The sequence below is a fragment of the Wohlfahrtiimonas populi genome (assembly GCF_002006795.1).
Taxonomy (GTDB): Bacteria; Pseudomonadota; Gammaproteobacteria; order Cardiobacteriales; family Wohlfahrtiimonadaceae; genus Wohlfahrtiimonas; species Wohlfahrtiimonas populi.
This window is the reverse complement of sequence record NZ_MVDN01000004.1, coordinates 103,169-118,162: the sequence shown is the minus strand read 5'-3', so window position 1 is coordinate 118,162 and position 14,994 is coordinate 103,169. Positions and strand designations below refer to the sequence as shown.

19 protein-coding genes, 2 pseudogenes and 1 riboswitch are annotated in these 14,994 nt (G+C 38.3%); of the genes and pseudogenes, 12 read left to right on the top strand and 9 right to left on the bottom strand.

Annotated features, from left to right (window positions below):
- Positions 1-176: 176 nt before the first annotated feature.
- The 4 genes from BZK16_RS06330 (at position 177) to BZK16_RS06315 (ending at position 2,255) form a co-directional block, all read left to right on the top strand.
- Positions 177-503 carry a cupin domain-containing protein gene (locus BZK16_RS06330; protein ID WP_143691145.1) on the top strand — a complete coding sequence of 109 codons (327 nt, stop codon included), beginning with the start codon at positions 177-179 and terminating at the stop codon, positions 501-503.
- Positions 493-1,323, top strand: coding sequence for an ethanolamine utilization protein EutJ (eutJ, locus tag BZK16_RS06325; protein WP_077928057.1), 831 nt, complete (start codon positions 493-495; stop codon positions 1,321-1,323). Before BZK16_RS06330 ends, eutJ begins: the two co-directional genes overlap by 11 nt.
- Positions 1,324-1,339: 16 nt before the next feature.
- Positions 1,340-1,723 carry an ethanolamine utilization microcompartment protein EutS gene (eutS, locus tag BZK16_RS06320; protein ID WP_077928056.1) on the top strand — a complete coding sequence of 128 codons (384 nt, stop codon included), beginning with the start codon at positions 1,340-1,342 and terminating at the stop codon, positions 1,721-1,723.
- Positions 1,724-1,802: 79 nt separating this feature from the next.
- Positions 1,803-2,255: a EutP/PduV family microcompartment system protein gene (locus BZK16_RS06315; protein WP_077928055.1), complete on the top strand. Its 453-nt coding sequence runs from the start codon at positions 1,803-1,805 to the stop codon at positions 2,253-2,255.
- A gap of 53 nt (positions 2,256-2,308) precedes the next feature.
- Here the strand turns inward: BZK16_RS06315 and aspA are convergent, their stop codons facing one another.
- Together aspA and BZK16_RS06305 are read right to left on the bottom strand one after the other, a co-directional pair.
- The gene (gene aspA / locus BZK16_RS06310; protein WP_077928054.1) at positions 2,309-3,715 is read right to left on the bottom strand and encodes an aspartate ammonia-lyase; all 1,407 of its coding nucleotides are present in this window, start codon (positions 3,713-3,715) and stop codon (positions 2,309-2,311) included.
- A gap of 121 nt (positions 3,716-3,836) precedes the next feature.
- A complete protein-coding gene (locus BZK16_RS06305; protein ID WP_077928053.1) occupies positions 3,837-4,277 on the bottom strand; it encodes an RrF2 family transcriptional regulator in 441 nt (146 codons plus the stop codon).
- A gap of 129 nt (positions 4,278-4,406) precedes the next feature.
- On the opposite strand from BZK16_RS06305, the gene cysK reads away from it, so the two are divergent.
- From cysK to BZK16_RS06275, 6 genes and pseudogenes are all read left to right on the top strand, one after another.
- A complete protein-coding gene (gene cysK / locus BZK16_RS06300; protein ID WP_077928052.1) occupies positions 4,407-5,342 on the top strand; it encodes a cysteine synthase A in 936 nt (311 codons plus the stop codon).
- A 26-nt stretch (positions 5,343-5,368) separates the two neighbouring features.
- Positions 5,369-5,602, top strand: a pseudogene (locus tag BZK16_RS06295) (pyridoxal-phosphate dependent enzyme); the annotation flags it as partial.
- Between the two features lie 26 nt (positions 5,603-5,628).
- Positions 5,629-6,291 carry an amino acid ABC transporter permease gene (locus tag BZK16_RS06290; protein WP_077928050.1) on the top strand — a complete coding sequence of 221 codons (663 nt, stop codon included), beginning with the start codon at positions 5,629-5,631 and terminating at the stop codon, positions 6,289-6,291.
- Complete coding sequence (locus BZK16_RS06285; RefSeq protein ID WP_077928049.1) at positions 6,272-6,949, top strand: amino acid ABC transporter permease; 678 nt, start codon at positions 6,272-6,274, stop codon at positions 6,947-6,949. The genes BZK16_RS06290 and BZK16_RS06285 overlap by 20 nt, the downstream gene beginning before the upstream one ends.
- Before the next feature lie 9 nt (positions 6,950-6,958).
- Positions 6,959-7,696, top strand: a complete 738-nt coding sequence (locus BZK16_RS06280; RefSeq protein ID WP_077928048.1) for an amino acid ABC transporter ATP-binding protein — start codon at positions 6,959-6,961, stop codon at positions 7,694-7,696.
- 66 nt (positions 7,697-7,762) lie between these two features.
- A complete protein-coding gene (locus tag BZK16_RS06275) occupies positions 7,763-8,611 on the top strand; it encodes a cysteine ABC transporter substrate-binding protein (protein ID WP_077928047.1) in 849 nt (282 codons plus the stop codon).
- An 85-nt stretch (positions 8,612-8,696) separates the two neighbouring features.
- Here the strand turns inward: BZK16_RS06275 and BZK16_RS06270 are convergent, their stop codons facing one another.
- The 3 genes and pseudogenes from BZK16_RS06270 to BZK16_RS06260 form a co-directional block, all read right to left on the bottom strand.
- Positions 8,697-9,230 (bottom strand): hypothetical protein, encoded by a 534-nt coding sequence (locus tag BZK16_RS06270; RefSeq protein WP_077928046.1) that lies wholly within the window; start codon positions 9,228-9,230, stop codon positions 8,697-8,699.
- A gap of 124 nt (positions 9,231-9,354) precedes the next feature.
- Positions 9,355-9,697: pseudogene (locus tag BZK16_RS06265) on the bottom strand (VOC family protein).
- 103 nt (positions 9,698-9,800) lie between these two features.
- Positions 9,801-10,148: a hypothetical protein gene (locus BZK16_RS06260; RefSeq protein ID WP_077928045.1), complete on the bottom strand. Its 348-nt coding sequence runs from the start codon at positions 10,146-10,148 to the stop codon at positions 9,801-9,803.
- Positions 10,149-10,289: 141 nt separating this feature from the next.
- Positions 10,290-10,401: riboswitch (TPP riboswitch) on the top strand.
- A gap of 134 nt (positions 10,402-10,535) precedes the next feature.
- On the opposite strand from BZK16_RS06260, the gene thiC reads away from it, so the two are divergent.
- On the top strand, positions 10,536-12,311 hold the full coding sequence (thiC, locus tag BZK16_RS06255) for a phosphomethylpyrimidine synthase ThiC (protein WP_077928044.1): 1,776 nt from the start codon (positions 10,536-10,538) through the stop codon (positions 12,309-12,311).
- A gap of 64 nt (positions 12,312-12,375) precedes the next feature.
- On the opposite strand, the gene BZK16_RS06250 is transcribed toward thiC, so the two are convergent.
- The 4 genes from BZK16_RS06250 to soxR form a co-directional block, all read right to left on the bottom strand.
- Positions 12,376-12,630 carry a hypothetical protein gene (locus BZK16_RS06250; RefSeq protein WP_077928043.1) on the bottom strand — a complete coding sequence of 85 codons (255 nt, stop codon included), beginning with the start codon at positions 12,628-12,630 and terminating at the stop codon, positions 12,376-12,378.
- Between the two features lie 301 nt (positions 12,631-12,931).
- Positions 12,932-13,105 carry a hypothetical protein gene (locus BZK16_RS14260; RefSeq protein ID WP_158076818.1) on the bottom strand — a complete coding sequence of 58 codons (174 nt, stop codon included), beginning with the start codon at positions 13,103-13,105 and terminating at the stop codon, positions 12,932-12,934.
- 54 nt (positions 13,106-13,159) lie between these two features.
- Complete coding sequence (locus BZK16_RS14255; RefSeq protein ID WP_158076817.1) at positions 13,160-13,300, bottom strand: hypothetical protein; 141 nt, start codon at positions 13,298-13,300, stop codon at positions 13,160-13,162.
- 37 nt (positions 13,301-13,337) lie between these two features.
- Positions 13,338-13,817 carry a redox-sensitive transcriptional activator SoxR gene (soxR, locus tag BZK16_RS06245; protein ID WP_077928042.1) on the bottom strand — a complete coding sequence of 160 codons (480 nt, stop codon included), beginning with the start codon at positions 13,815-13,817 and terminating at the stop codon, positions 13,338-13,340.
- Between the two features lie 86 nt (positions 13,818-13,903).
- Here soxR and BZK16_RS06240 point away from each other — a divergent pair, with 86 nt between their 5' ends.
- On the top strand, positions 13,904-14,992 hold the full coding sequence (locus BZK16_RS06240) for an efflux RND transporter periplasmic adaptor subunit (RefSeq protein ID WP_077928041.1): 1,089 nt from the start codon (positions 13,904-13,906) through the stop codon (positions 14,990-14,992).
- The last annotated feature ends 2 nt before the right edge of the window (positions 14,993-14,994 follow it).

Sequence of the window (14,994 nt, the reverse complement as noted above, 5' to 3'; positions counted from 1 at the left end):
ATTATTTTTAGTATCGTATTCTACAATATATCAATCTAAGCAATTATCGTAATAATATTATGACATTACCTACGTCAATATATTATGTGATTTTTTAAAATTTTGCCAAATATTGATATTGTCTCAGTGACCTGATTGCTAATGTATTCATATAAGAACAATGGACGATGATCGGCATGAAAGAGCTAATTACGGCAGCTAAAGTACGAGAAATTGCAAAGTCTGGTAGTTCTGTTTTGGAGTATTCAAGGCAGAATAGTTTAGTGACGCCTGAAGCTTATGATGTAGCAAGAACATTAAAAATTGAATTAAAAGCCACTGATTATCTTGTTACTAAAACAATTTATCGGAAATTTTGTGGTGTTCGCCCAAATTTCTCTATTTCAGATCGAGATTTATTAGTTTTTCAAGTCAAAGAAGCCATACAGAAACAGTTACCCAATGTGTCTATAGATGATGAAACATTGGTAGCGATTATTGAGAGGTCGTTAGATGAAGAATGACAATCAACATTTCCCAACATGGGTTGCCAACAATTTAAATCATATTGCAAGGATTGTGAATAGTGATCAGGATGTTACAAAGGAGAAAACTCCACTCAAGTTAGGCATAGATTTAGGCACAAGTGACATTGTTTCAGTTGTGTTGGATGCTGACAATCAACCTATTGCAGCTCGATTAAATTGGGCTGATGTTGTGCGAGATGGTGTCGTTGTAAACTTTCATGAAGCGATTCAAATTGTTAAAAAGCAAATTGCAGAATTGGAAGCTTTATTGAATGTTGAATTTAAAACTGCCAATACATCATATCCACCTGGGACTGATCCTAAAATCTCTGTGAATGTGATTGAGGCTGCTGGTTTAGAAGTTTCTGCTGTGATTGATGAACCTTCTGCTGTTGCACATTTATTGAAATTAGATCAAGCAGCGGTTGTGGATATTGGTGGTGGTACAACTGGTATTGCTGTTCTTGAAGATGGCAAAGTTATCTATTCTGGTGATGAAGCAACGGGCGGGCGCCATGTCACATTAACCATTGCAGGAAGTTTACGAAAAAGTTATGAAGAAGCAGAAGAAAGCAAAATAAAAACGGGCAAAGAAGTTTGGCCAATTGTTCGCCCTGTATTTGAAAAAATGGCAGATATTACGCGTCATCACATTATGAATCACGATATTAAAGCACTCTATTTATCGGGTGGTAGTTGTATGTTGCCAGGTGTTAGAGATCTGTTTCAAAATGAATTTCCTGAATTGCAGGTTGTATTGCCTGACAATTCTATTTTCTTCACACCGTATGCAATTGCTGCTTATCAGGCATCGTAGAGTTTAGGAGTCATATATGGATTTTGAAAAACCACCTACCCGAATTATTCAGGAGTTTGTGCCAGGTAAACAAGTGACATTGGCTCATTTGATCGCACATCCTGGGCCTGATCTGGCGACTAAAATTGGTGTGCCTGGTGCTGAAGCAATTGGCATCATGACATTAACGCCAAGTGAAACAGCAATGATCGCAGGGGATTATGCAACGAAAGCTGCGGATGTACATATTGGCTTTTTAGATCGCTTTACAGGGGCATTAGTGATTTATGGCTCTGTTGGTGCCATTGAAGAAGCATTAATGCAAACAACGCGCAATTTAGAAACAACTTTAGGCTTTACTGCTTGTCCTTTAACNCTTTACAGGGGCATTAGTGATTTATGGCTCTGTTGGTGCCATTGAAGAAGCATTAATGCAAACAACGCGCAATTTAGAAACAACTTTAGGCTTTACTGCTTGTCCTTTAACAAGGAGCTAATGATTGAAAAAATATGTATTTGTAGGTTCTGTAGGTGTTGGTAAAACTTCACTCTTTAATGCATTGATGGGCGATTATGAATTAGCACGTAAAACGCAAGCTGTGGATTATAACTTGATGGGTGGTATTGATACGCCAGGTGAATTCTTTAGTCATCCTCATTTATATAAAGCAATGATCAGCACTACAACGGAAGCTGAAATTATCATTTATGTGCACAGTGCAGAAGATCAGATTTGTCGTTTACCTCGTGGAATTTTGGATATTTATAACAATAAAACAATAGTGACAGTGATCACCAAAGTCGACCTGCCTGATGTTGATTTACCAGCAGTTCGTAAAGTATTAGTGGAATGTGGTTTAAAAGAACCCTTTCTTGAAATCAATACCCAAGATCCTAAAGATGTGCAAATGGTTGCAGATTATCTTAAAAATTTGGGTGTTGAGATAAAATAAACCCTATCGTTGGATAGGGTTTGTTTACTTATATTCTATAAAAAATAGCTAGATTAAAACTTAGCTTTCACATGATGTGGGTGCAATAAGTTTTCTTCAGATAATAATTCATCCAATTCAGCTTCTGTCATCAAGTTGCGTTCTAACACAACTTCCTTGATGCTTTTGCCTGTTTCAGCACAAATCTTACCAACGATATCGCCTTCAGCATGGCCGATCACTGGTGTTAAGTAAGTGATGATACCGATAGAATTTAAAACGTGTTCACGGCAACGATCAGCATTCACAGTGATGCCATCAATACAACGATCACGTAAGTTGTAGCAGCTGTTATTCAATAAAGAAATGGATTCATACAATGCTTGAACCAATACTGGTTCCATTACGTTCAACTGTAATTGTGCCGCATCCGCAGCCATAGAAACAGTCACATCATTACCCATCACTTTGAAGCACACTTGGTTCACAACTTCAGGAATCACAGGATTCACTTTTGCTGGCATGATTGAGCTGCCTGCTTGTAATTCAGGCAAGTTTAACTCTTTCAATGCAGTGCGTGGGCCAGATGCCAATAAACGAAGATCGTTACAGATTTTACCTAAACGAATAGCACAGCGTTTTAAACCTGCATGCAATGTGACGAAATCAGAGCAATCATAAGTTGCTGAGAATAAATCAGGTGCTGATTTGCACTCTTTTGCCATCAATTCAGATAAGTGTTTCACAACTGTTTCAGGGTAGTTTTCTGGTGTATTGATACCAGAACCAATCGCTGTTGCACCCAAGTTGAATGTTAATAATGCATCTGTGGATTGTTTCAATGCCACAATTTCATTGCCCAACATTGCAGAGAATGCATTGAATTCTTGTCCCATACTCATTGGCACAGCATCTTGCAACTGTGTACGGCCCATTTTTAATACGCCATCAAACTCTTTTGCTTTTGCATCGATGCCAGCTTTTAAATAAATTAAACCCGCAATCAAAGTATGCATTTTTTCATAGAATGCTAAGCGCAAACCTGAAGGATAAGCATCATTTGTGGATTGTGACATGTTCACATGGTTATTTGGATTTATGATGTCATATTGACCTTTTGCATGGCCCAAAGTTTCCAATGCAAGGTTTGCAATCACTTCGTTACTGTTCATGTTAACAGAAGTACCTGCACCACCTTGGAATGCATCAATCGGGAATTGATCCAAACAGCGATCATCTTTTAAGATTAAATCACATGCTTTAACGATTGCATCTGCAACTTTTGGGTCTAAAATGCGTAATGATTTATTTGCTAAAGCAACAGCTTTCTTCGTCAATGCCATACCACGAATGATTTCAGGCATATCATTGATGGTTTGAGATGAAATTTTAAAGTTATCAATTGCTCGTTGTGTATGAATACCGTAGTAGCAATCGCTGGAAATCTCTTTACTGCCGAGTAGGTCAACTTCTTTACGCATTTAATCCTCTTGATGTCACAATTAGTGTTTATAAAAGTATGAGACTAATCCTCATTGTAATGCGTTTAATTATATTGTCATCCATAAAACAAAGCTATTACATAAAATATTAAATATTTATTTATAAGTAATACATGTAATTATCATCATCTTTTTGTGCATCTTCAGCTAAATCTGCCAAAGTCACTGTGCTTAAGCTGGATTTTAATGCTTCATCTAAGCAAACATAAACTTGTTTTTGTAGGGCTTGTTCGATTTTTGGGGCGATTTCTTCTACTGTTTTTTCGTTGTCTTCAAACAAAGCAGGTTCAACGCTCGCTAAAACATCATATACTGTTAACTGATCAGGTGTTTTGGTTAAAAAATAACCACCTTGTGCGCCTTTAATGGCAGCAACAACATTACCTTGTTTGAGTTGTGAGAAGACGCGTTCTAAATAAATTTTAGAAATATTGAGATCAGTTGCGATCTCTAAAATCGTCATAGTTTCTTTGGAATCATATGCCATTGCCATCTTTGTGACTGAGGCTAATGCGTAACGCGATTTTGCAGATAGTTTCATTTTCACCTTCTTACATAAATATTGATTGACAGTTTATCAAATTCTCTGATAATTTATAATACATACAAAGCATATATTAAAAGTATGTTAAATGAGAATCAAGTTAAAAATGTTAGAAGGAAGAGAGTAATGACAAAAATTTATGAAAGTTTAACTGATTTAATCGGTAATACGCCACTATTAAAATTAAACCGCTTCTCTCAGCATGAAGGTTTAGAAACCCCTTTGATTGCTAAATTAGAATATTTGAATCCAGCTGGCAGCGTGAAAGATCGCATTGCACGCGCTATGATCGAAACAGCAGAAAAAGCAGGCATTCTAAAAGAAGGTTCTGTCATCATTGAGCCAACGAGTGGCAACACAGGCATTGGTTTAGCATCTGTTGCATCTGCGAAAGGCTACCGCATCATTTTAACAATGCCAGAAACAATGAGCATTGAGCGCCGTAATTTATTACAAGCTTATGGTGCAGAATTGATTTTAACAGAAGGCGCTAAAGGTATGAAGGGCGCAATTGCAAAAGCTGAAGAATTATCTAAAGAAATTGCAAACGGCGTGATCTTAGGTCAATTCGTAAACGCTGCAAACCCTGCTGCGCACGAAGCAACAACTGGCCCTGAAATCTGGAATGATACAGATGGTAAAGTGGATATTTTAGTCGCAGGCATTGGTACAGGCGGTACGATTTCTGGTACTGGCGCTTATTTGAAAAAGCAAAACCCGAATATCCAAGTTGTGGCAATTGAACCAGAATCTTCCCCAATCTTATCTAAAGGCGTTGCTGGCCCACATAAAATCCAAGGCATTGGTGCAGGTTTTGTACCAGAAACATTGGATACTAAAGTTTATGATGAAGTGATCACAGTATCAGATAGTGATGCATTCTCTGTAGCACCAGTTGTGGCCGGCACAGAAGGCTTATTAATTGGTATCTCTTCAAGTGCAGCATTGAGCGCAGCATTGGAATTGGCAAAGCGCCCTGAGAATAAAGGTAAAAATATTGTGGTGATTTTGCCAGATAGCGGTGAGAAATATCTATCCACACCATTATTTGAAAAAAGATAAATACAGCTAAAAGATGAAGTAGAGCCATGGATTTTTCATNTTATGATGAAGTGATCACAGTATCAGATAGTGATGCATTCTCTGTAGCACCAGTTGTGGCCGGCACAGAAGGCTTATTAATTGGTATCTCTTCAAGTGCAGCATTGAGCGCAGCATTGGAATTGGCAAAGCGCCCTGAGAATAAAGGTAAAAATATTGTGGTGATTTTGCCAGATAGCGGTGAGAAATATCTATCCACACCATTATTTGAAAAAAGATAAATACAGCTAAAAGATGAAGTAGAGCCATGGATTTTTCATACATTGTTAAAGTATTGCCAACATTAGAGAAAGCTCTATGGCTCACATTAAAGATCTCATTTTTTGGGATCACAAGTGCAATCATTTTGGGCGTGATATTGAGTTTAGTGATTTTCTATCGCTTGCCCATCATCGCTCGAATTGCACAAGGCTATGTGGCATTTTTTAGAAATACGCCATTATTGCTGCATCTTTTCTTTCTGTACTTTGGATTACCACGTGCTTTTGGCATTGTTTTGAGTTTTGAAACAACAGCCTTATTAGGTTTATCGCTCTTGGGCGGTGCTTATATGGCAGAAGCTTTTAAAGGTGGCATTGAATCGGTTGCAAAATCGCAGTTTGATTCAGGTAAAGCAATTGGTTTGAATCGATTACAGATGATTCGTTACATCATATTGCCACAAGCATTTTCATATTGTATTCCTGCATTGGGCGCAAACTGTATTTTCTTATTCAAAGAAACATCAGTATTTACAGCGATTGCAGGCACGGATATTACAACGGTTGTGGTGAATTACATCAGTAATATTGGTCATACGAATGAAAACTTACTGTTATTAGTGATTGCGTATGTGATTGTGATTCTGCCATTTACGATGATCTTATCTTATGTGGAAAAGAGGGTGCGTTATGCAGAATTTGGGTCTTGATATTCTGGATTGGATCACCGTTAAGCGCTTAGCAAGCGGGCTCTATTTCACATTAGAAGTGGCATTGATCTCAATAGTTTTGAGTGTGATTTTAGGGACGATTTTTGGTGTGCTTCGTACTTCCAATAATTGTTTCATTCGCACAGTGTTTAGAATCTATTTAGAGATTGTGCGTGTATTACCAACATTAGTTTTACTCTATTTGTTGTATTACATTTTCCCCACAGATTTGAAAATTGATATCAATGGGCGAACGGTCGGCATCATTGCCTTCACATTCTGGGGTGCGGCAGAAATGAGCGACATCATTCGTGGTGCAATCATTTCGATACCGAAGCACCAGAAAGAATCAGCGCAAGCGATAGGATTAAACCACGTTCAGCTCTTTAGATATGTGTTGTTACCCCAAGCTTTTCAGCGAGCATTACCTGCGACATTAAATCTCTCTTCCCGCATCGTAATGACAACATCGCTATTGGTTTTGATTGGTGTACAAGACATCACAAAAGTGGGCAAAGAGATCATTGAATATGCAACGATGATGAATAACCCAATGGCACCCTTTTGGATTTATGGTGTGATTTTACTGATCTTTTTCTTGATCTGTTATCCGCTCTCAAAATTAGCAACCTTTTTAACACGCAAATCAGGTCAATAAGGATACAAAATGTCAGATGTTTTATTAAATGTTGGCAAGCTCACTAAAACTTTCTCAGAGCGCACCATTTTAAATGGCATTGATTTGGCTGTGAAGAAAGGCGAAGTGGTTGTAATTCTTGGGCCTTCAGGTTGTGGTAAATCAACATTCTTACGTTGTTTGAATGGTTTAGAAAAAATAGATAGTGGTTCAATTCAGTTAGATGGTGAAGAGTTAAATCAGCCTAAAACGAATTGGATCAATGTGCGACAAAAAATTGGGATGGTGTTTCAGAGCTATGATCTCTTCCCAAACATGACAGTTTTAGACAATATTCTGCTCGGGCCATTAAAAGTCCAAAAACGCGATAAAGCAGAAGTGATGAAACAGGTGGATGAGCTATTAACGCGAGTGGGTTTACTGGATCGTAAAAATGCTTATCCACGAGAATTATCAGGCGGGCAAAAGCAGCGCATCGCGATTGTGAGAGCATTGTGTATGAATCCTGAAATCATGCTCTTTGATGAAGTGACAGCTTCACTTGATCCCGAAATGGTGCGAGAAGTGCTGGAAGTGATTCAAGGCTTAGCAAAGCAAGGCATGACGATGTTGATTGTGACACATGAATTGAACTTTGCGCGCAGAGTTGCGGATCGCATTGTATTCATGGATCAAGGCAATATCGTAGAAATGGCTCCGCCAGAGCTATTTTTCACAGCACCAAAAACAGAGCGTACTCAGCAGTTTTTAACCGTTTTTGATTTTTAAGTATCCAGAACTTATTTGTTTAGTATCAGCCAATTGTTAATTAATTATAAAAAAGGAAGGATTGTCATGTTTAATTTTAAAAAGTCAGCATCAGTCGCATTATTGGGTTTATCAGCACTATTTTCTTCATCAGCATTAGCGCAAGAAGTAGATAACAGCTTACAAGAGGTAAAAGATCGCGGTGAATTGCGCATTGCGGTATTCAGTGATAAGCCACCATTTGGCTATGTGGATAGAGAAGGCAAAAGCCAAGGCTATGACATCGAATTAGCGAAGCACTTAGGTAAAGCATTATTCGGTGATGAAAACAAAGTAACATTTGTATTAACAGAAGCGCAAAACCGTATCAACGTTTTGAATGCGAATAAAGTAGATATCACATTGGCAAACTTCACAGTAACGCCAGAGCGCATTGAGCAAGTGGATTTTGCAAAGCCATACATGAAAGTTGCGATCGGCTTAGTTTCACCAAACAAAGCATCGATTACTGATGTGAAAGATTTGGATGGCAAAGTATTGATCGTGAATAAAGGCACAACGGCTGAAACGTATTTTGAAAAGAATCACCCAAATGTACAGTTACAAAAATATGATCATAACTCAGAAGCATTTGCAGCATTGAAAGATGGCCGTGCAGCAGCATTAGCACACGACAATACAATGTTATATGCATGGGCGAAGAATAACCCTGAATTCGATGTATCTGTGCAAGTGATTGGCCCAGAAGATGTGATTGCACCAGCAGTTAAAAAAGGTAACAAAGCATTGTTGGATTGGTTGAATGCTGAAATCACAACATTACAAAGCCAAGAGTTTTTCCACAAATCATACGATAAATCAATGAAGTCATTTTATGGGGATAACATCAATCCAGATAACATCGTGATTGATGCAAGCAACCTCACTCAAGAATAATAATAACTATAAGTTCTCTTTCTCTTTCTCGAATTTTGCCCAGTTTCCCCAAACTGGGCGTTTTTTTATGGGAAACTTTTGTGGGTTACTGCATTGGGTTTTTGGGCATTCTCATGTGATTGCGCACAGGAAATGTGTACGATCTGAATTGCTCTTGATACCAAACAGTAATTTCACGGCATAAGCTTTTGAGATGTTCATCTGTCCACAATTTTTCTAAATCTACTTTGGATAAGCGTTGCTGCACATTTTCTTGATACTTTGCGTGGTAAACACGGCCAGTATAAGGGTCAAGTTTCGGCCATTGGTGCTTAGGATTTTTATAGTAACCAAAAGGCACAGAAGGATAAGATTCAGCTTCTGCTTTGGTGAAAATCCAATAACCCATACATAGAAATTTTTCTTGCGTTTGTGGATGAGTTAAAACTCTGCTGTTGCCTTGGATTTTGAGTGTTTCTTGTTGGATTGCAGTATGACCTTGTGGCAATTCTCTTGGATCTTCAGAGTCATATTGCCCTGACAACCAAAGTGCCACGTCGATGCGTTCACAATATTCATTGTGCCCGATGAGTCCCAAATCATAATGAATTTCGGCCAATGTAATAAGCGTATTTTTCATGAATTTCCCAGAAACAGAAGCAATGCAAAAGTTGAAATTAATCCAAGAATGTAATGCTAACCTACTTGGGAGAAATAAACAATTTTAATAAAAATAAATCTAAATGTTTATTTTGTATGGTTAATTATCCTTTCAGGCCAATAAGATTACCAAAAGGATCTTTGAATTGACACATCTGTAGAGTTCTCGATTGTTAATGGCCCGTGGTATAAATTTACGCCTAAAGATTTGAGATGTTGCGTAGTTCTAGCTAAACTTTCTACATACCTATAGAGTACAATACCATCATGACCTGAGTTTACTTTTTGATCAGCTTGCACGATCTCAATCTGAAAGTTATCAATTTGTAATAGTGTGAAATCAAATTCTGGTAGATAAGTGGTTTCTGCCATCGAAAAGGCTTGTTGATACCAAGCCAAACCTTTTGGCACATCAGGCACAGGAATTAATAGTGAAAAGGGTTTCATGACAAACTTTATCCATAAAGATTTATCACGACAGTTTACCAAACTATATCGCACGTGTTATCTAATATGAGCTATGCGCACAATATGAGTAAAGTTTGAGAAATTAATCAAATACAACAGATTCCTTGATAACCTCAACTCTATAGTTTCTTTCTCTTTGTAAAAACGCATTATAATTAGGATCAGTCCAATAGATTTTATATTGCATTACGAAACCACCTAATTCTGTTGCTACTGCTGCCTTACATAAGCGACCATTTGTTTTATCTGAGCTTACTTCATAGATATTACTTATGCCTTTAAAGCCTAATTCAGCCATAATTGTGCCCATATCTTGTTGGATAATATTACTATCACATTTTGGTAAGCTCGGCTGATTCAAATACACTAAAAGAGCTGCAATAGCTAATGCTCCGATGGCTGTTTTAAATGTTAGTTTCTTTTTTAACATAATCTAATCCATTAATATTATATTGATAATTTTAAATATTGACCAGTCATAATATCATGGGTTAGATAGTATGTGTTTGATGACTAACAAAGATGATGTTTAAAATTTGCAATTGTCATTAATAAAAGCTATAACTAGTGCAGATTTCACTGGGGGTGTCCACGCTGTGGGCTGAGATTAAGGCGAATGCGCTTTTAAACCCTTTGGACCTGATCTGGCTCATACCAGCGTAGGGAAGTATATCCGAACGAATAGATGAGCCTTGTCTTCACGATTGTGATGGCGAGGTTTTTTTATGGGTTTAATTTGCCATTCTGCTCGTTCATACATTCATTACGTTGCCAGACTCTCGTTTTTATTTACACCATAATGATATGGAGAGTTTTAATGACAACAACCACCAAAATTGAGATTAAATCCAGTTTTCCTCGTAGCCAAAAAGTTTATGTGATCGGCTCTCGCCCTGACATTCGCGTGCCAATGCGCGAAATCACATTAGATCCAACTTTGGATAGCAAAGGCCAAATCATCGAGCAGAATGAACCATTCCGCGTTTATGATACAAGTGGCCCTTACACAGATAAAAATTATACTGTAGATTTAACGCAAGGCTTGCCTGCACTTCGCCGTAATTGGATCATGGAACGTGGCGATGTGGAAGAATACGAAGGTCGTGAAATTAAAGCCGTGGATAATGGCTATAAGGATTTGAATGATCCCCGTAACTTTGAAGGCTCTTTCTCAGGTTTAAAGCGTAAACCACTCAAGGCAAAAGCTGGGCAGAGTGTGACGCAAATGCATTATGCGCGTAAAGGCATCATCACTCCTGAAATGGAATTCATCGCAATCCGTGAAAATATGTCCCCTGAATTTGTGCGTGATGAAGTAGCAGCAGGTCGAGGAATTATTCCTAACAACATCAATCATCCTGAATCTGAGCCAATGATCATTGGTAAAAACTTCCATGTTAAGATCAATGCAAACATTGGTAACTCAGCTGTGACTTCTTCCATTGAAGAAGAAGTGGAAAAAATGACATGGGCAACGCGCTGGGGTGCGGATAACGTGATGGATTTATCGACAGGTAAAGACATTCATAAAACGCGCGAGTGGATCATTCGTAACTCTGCAGTGCCAATTGGTACTGTACCAATTTATCAAGCTTTGGAAAAAGTAAACGGCATTGCGGAAGATTTAACGTGGGAAGTGTTCCGCGATACGTTGATCGAACAAGCAGAGCAAGGCGTGGATTACTTCACAATTCATGCGGGCGTTTTACTCCGTTACATTCCATTGACGGCAAAACGTGTGACAGGCATTGTTTCTCGTGGTGGTTCGATCATGGCGCAATGGTGCTTGGCGCATCATAAAGAGAACTTCATTTATGAGAACTTTGAAGAAATCTGCCACATCATGAAAGCGTATGATATTTCATTTTCATTGGGTGATGGTTTGCGTCCGGGTTCAATTGCAGATGCAAACGATGCTGCGCAATTTGCTGAATTGGAAACACTGGGTGAATTAACTAAGATCGCTTGGAAACATGATGTACAAACGATGATAGAAGGGCCGGGGCATATTCCGATGCATAAGATCAAAGAGAACATGATCATGCAGGAAAAATATTGTGATGATGCACCTTTCTATACATTGGGGCCATTAACGACAGACATTGCGCCAGGTTATGATCACATTACGTCTGCAATTGGTGCAGCAATGATCGGTTGGTATGGCACCGCGATGTTGTGCTATGTCACGCCAAAAGAGCATTTGGGCTTACCAAACCGTGAAGATGTGCGCGTCGGCGTGATTACCTATAAATTGGCAGCACACGCGGCGGATTTAGCCAAAGGTCATCCTAATGCACAAAAACGTGATGATGCTTTATCGAAAGCGCGTTTTGAATTCCGTTGGGAAGATCAATTCAATTTAGGTTTAGATCCTGAAAGAGCGCGTGAATATCACGATGAAACATTGCCAGCAGCAGGCGCAAAAGTTGCGCATTTCTGCTCAATGTGTGGCCCTAAATTCTGTAGCATGAAAATCTCTCAAGACATTCGCTTAAAAGATCAAACAGGTGAATTCTTAGAGCAGAAAATTGCAGATGGCATGAAGGAAAAATCCAAAGAGTTCTTGGATAATAATAGTCAGATTTATAGCTAAGATAATTCTTAGAAATAAACCTAACAAAAAGGGCGCTTGATGCGCCTTTTTGTTATTCATGTGATTAATCATCGTAGCCCAAAGCACCATCTGGGATTTCGCCATAATGCGCAAGGACTTTCATTTCGCCATAATCGCCTGTTGTTTCATCGTAAGCTTGCGAAATTGCCAAGACGCCAGCACGCATTTCAGAGAAACGTTCTGCACGGTTCATAGCTTCTTCCGCAGTGTTACATTGCACAGCAGGATCATTGAATAATTTAGATGATTGCGCGTTACCTTGTCTTGTAAATGTTTGAACAATATATGCAGTTTTCATAGGATATTCCTTTTATATAACTTTATGTTGTTATATTACAATTAAAGTTATATTTTTGGAATATCTAAGGACAAAGATTTATTGTAAATTCTTCAGTATGTTCACCACGGCGACAACGATAAGCGGCTTCTTTATCTTCTAAATNGTGTTACATTGCACAGCAGGATCATTGAATAATTTAGATGATTGCGCGTTACCTTGTCTTGTAAATGTTTGAACAATATATGCAGTTTTCATAGGATATTCCTTTTATATAACTTTATGTTGTTATATTACAATTAAAGTTATATTTTTGGAATATCTAAGGACAAAGATTTATTGTAAATTCTTCAGTATGTTCACCACGGCGACAACGATAAGCGGCTTCTTTATCTTCTAAATACCAGCCATGCTCATCTTTTTTGATGTCATAAGTAGTTTGTAACGCTTGAATAGAATCATCCATTAAATCTGTTTCAGTCAATGTGATGATCACTTGGTCAGGGCTTTCAACAGAGCTTAACTCTTGCGTTAAAGTGATTGTAGATAGTTATTCTTGTTCCAATAACAACTTATCTTGGATCACAACCTGCAATGGCGTTGTGTAGTAATTCATTTCCGATGCTAAATCTTCTGCCACAGTTAATTGCACTGAAGCGATAATGCCAACAGCTAATAATAGTTTTTTCATAATCATCCTAATGGTGAGTTTAAATGTAATGTGATCATTATATCTCTTCATCCAAAGGACGATTCAAAATCCTTGCGCCTGTGCCTTCTTCACCCAAAATATCATTAGGATTACGAAGTGGGCATCGATCCATGGATAAACAACCGCAACCAATACAATCATTCAATTCGTCACGTAAACGTGTGAGATAAGTGATTCGTCGATCTAAATCCGCTTTCCATTGTGTGGATATTTTCTCCCAACCTTCTTTTGTGAGCTTGCTATCTGCGGGAAATTCACCGATGGATTGTTTAATTTCCTCTAAGGAAATCCCTGTTAATTGCGCGATTTTAATGATAGCGATATAACGCAAAACATACGAAGGAAAGCGGCGATGATTACTGCTATTTCTAGTGCTTTTAATCAAGCCTTTTTCTTCATAAAAGTGGATGGTGGAAATGGGCACGCCACTTCTTTTTGCAACTTCGCCCACAGTCATCATTCTATTTGTATCACATTTCAAAACTTGTTGATTCATATGTAAATTCTTTTCTTGACCTCAACTTAACTTGAGGTTTTATAATCCGCATCTGACAAAAAGTCAAATGGTATAAGGATTGGTTTATGAAGCGATTAGTAATAATTGGATTAGTGATAGCAGCATTAGGCGGTGGCGGCTATGTTTGGTTAGGCAAAAAAGAGCAACAAGGTTGGGCGAGTTATCCCACGCAAGTTGCAGTGGTTCCTGCGATGGAAATTGTTTCTGCGAAACGAATGACAGGGATTGGATCTGTTGAAGCCAAGCATCAAGTGATGGTTTCTTCAGAAGTGAGCGGGCAAATCACAGAGATTAATTTTAATTCGGGTGATTGGGTACAAAAGGGCGATGTGCTGATTCAATTGAATGATGACATCGAACAAGCAGATAAAACACGTTTATTGGCACAAAAAGAGTTAGCGATTCAGCAATTGAAGCGTTTTAAAACATTGGCAGAGCAGAAAGCGGGTAGTAAGGAGCAGCTAGATAAAGCAGAAGCTGAAGTGAAAATGGTGGAAAGTGAGATCAATAAAATGGATGCATTGATCGAGCAGAAGAAAATCGTTGCACCATTTGAAGGCAGAATGGGCATTCGTCGTGTGCATTTGGGTGAATTCATTGTGAATGGGCAAGCAATTGTGAGCTTAATCAATGATGATGAGCTATTTGCAAACTTCACATTGGATGATAAAACTTTATCTCATTTGAAAGTGGGGCAACATTTAACCATTCGTAACGGTGATCCGAATAAATTCTATGATGCAGTGATTACATCCATTGATCCATGGATTGATCAATCAGGCTTATTGGCAATTCAAGCGGACATCGTAGCAGGTCAAACTCACTTAGTTTCAGGGATGTATATTAAAGCTGAGCTAGAAAGCCCATTCTCAAGTAATGCACTGATCATTCCAGAAACTGGAATTGCTTATTCTGCTTATGGGAATTCAGTTTTTGTTGTGAGTAAAGCTGATCCTAGCAAAGTAGAACGCCGTAGAGTGACAATTGGTGATCGTTTAGGTGCTTGGGTGGAAATCTCAGAAGGCATTGATGCGGGTGATCAAGTGGTCATTTCAGGGCAGCATAAATTACAAAATAACTCATTAATCGAAATAGTGGAAAGCGATACGCTCCAGTTTGAATTGCCTAAAGGTCAGAAAAGAGTGGAGGGTTAATG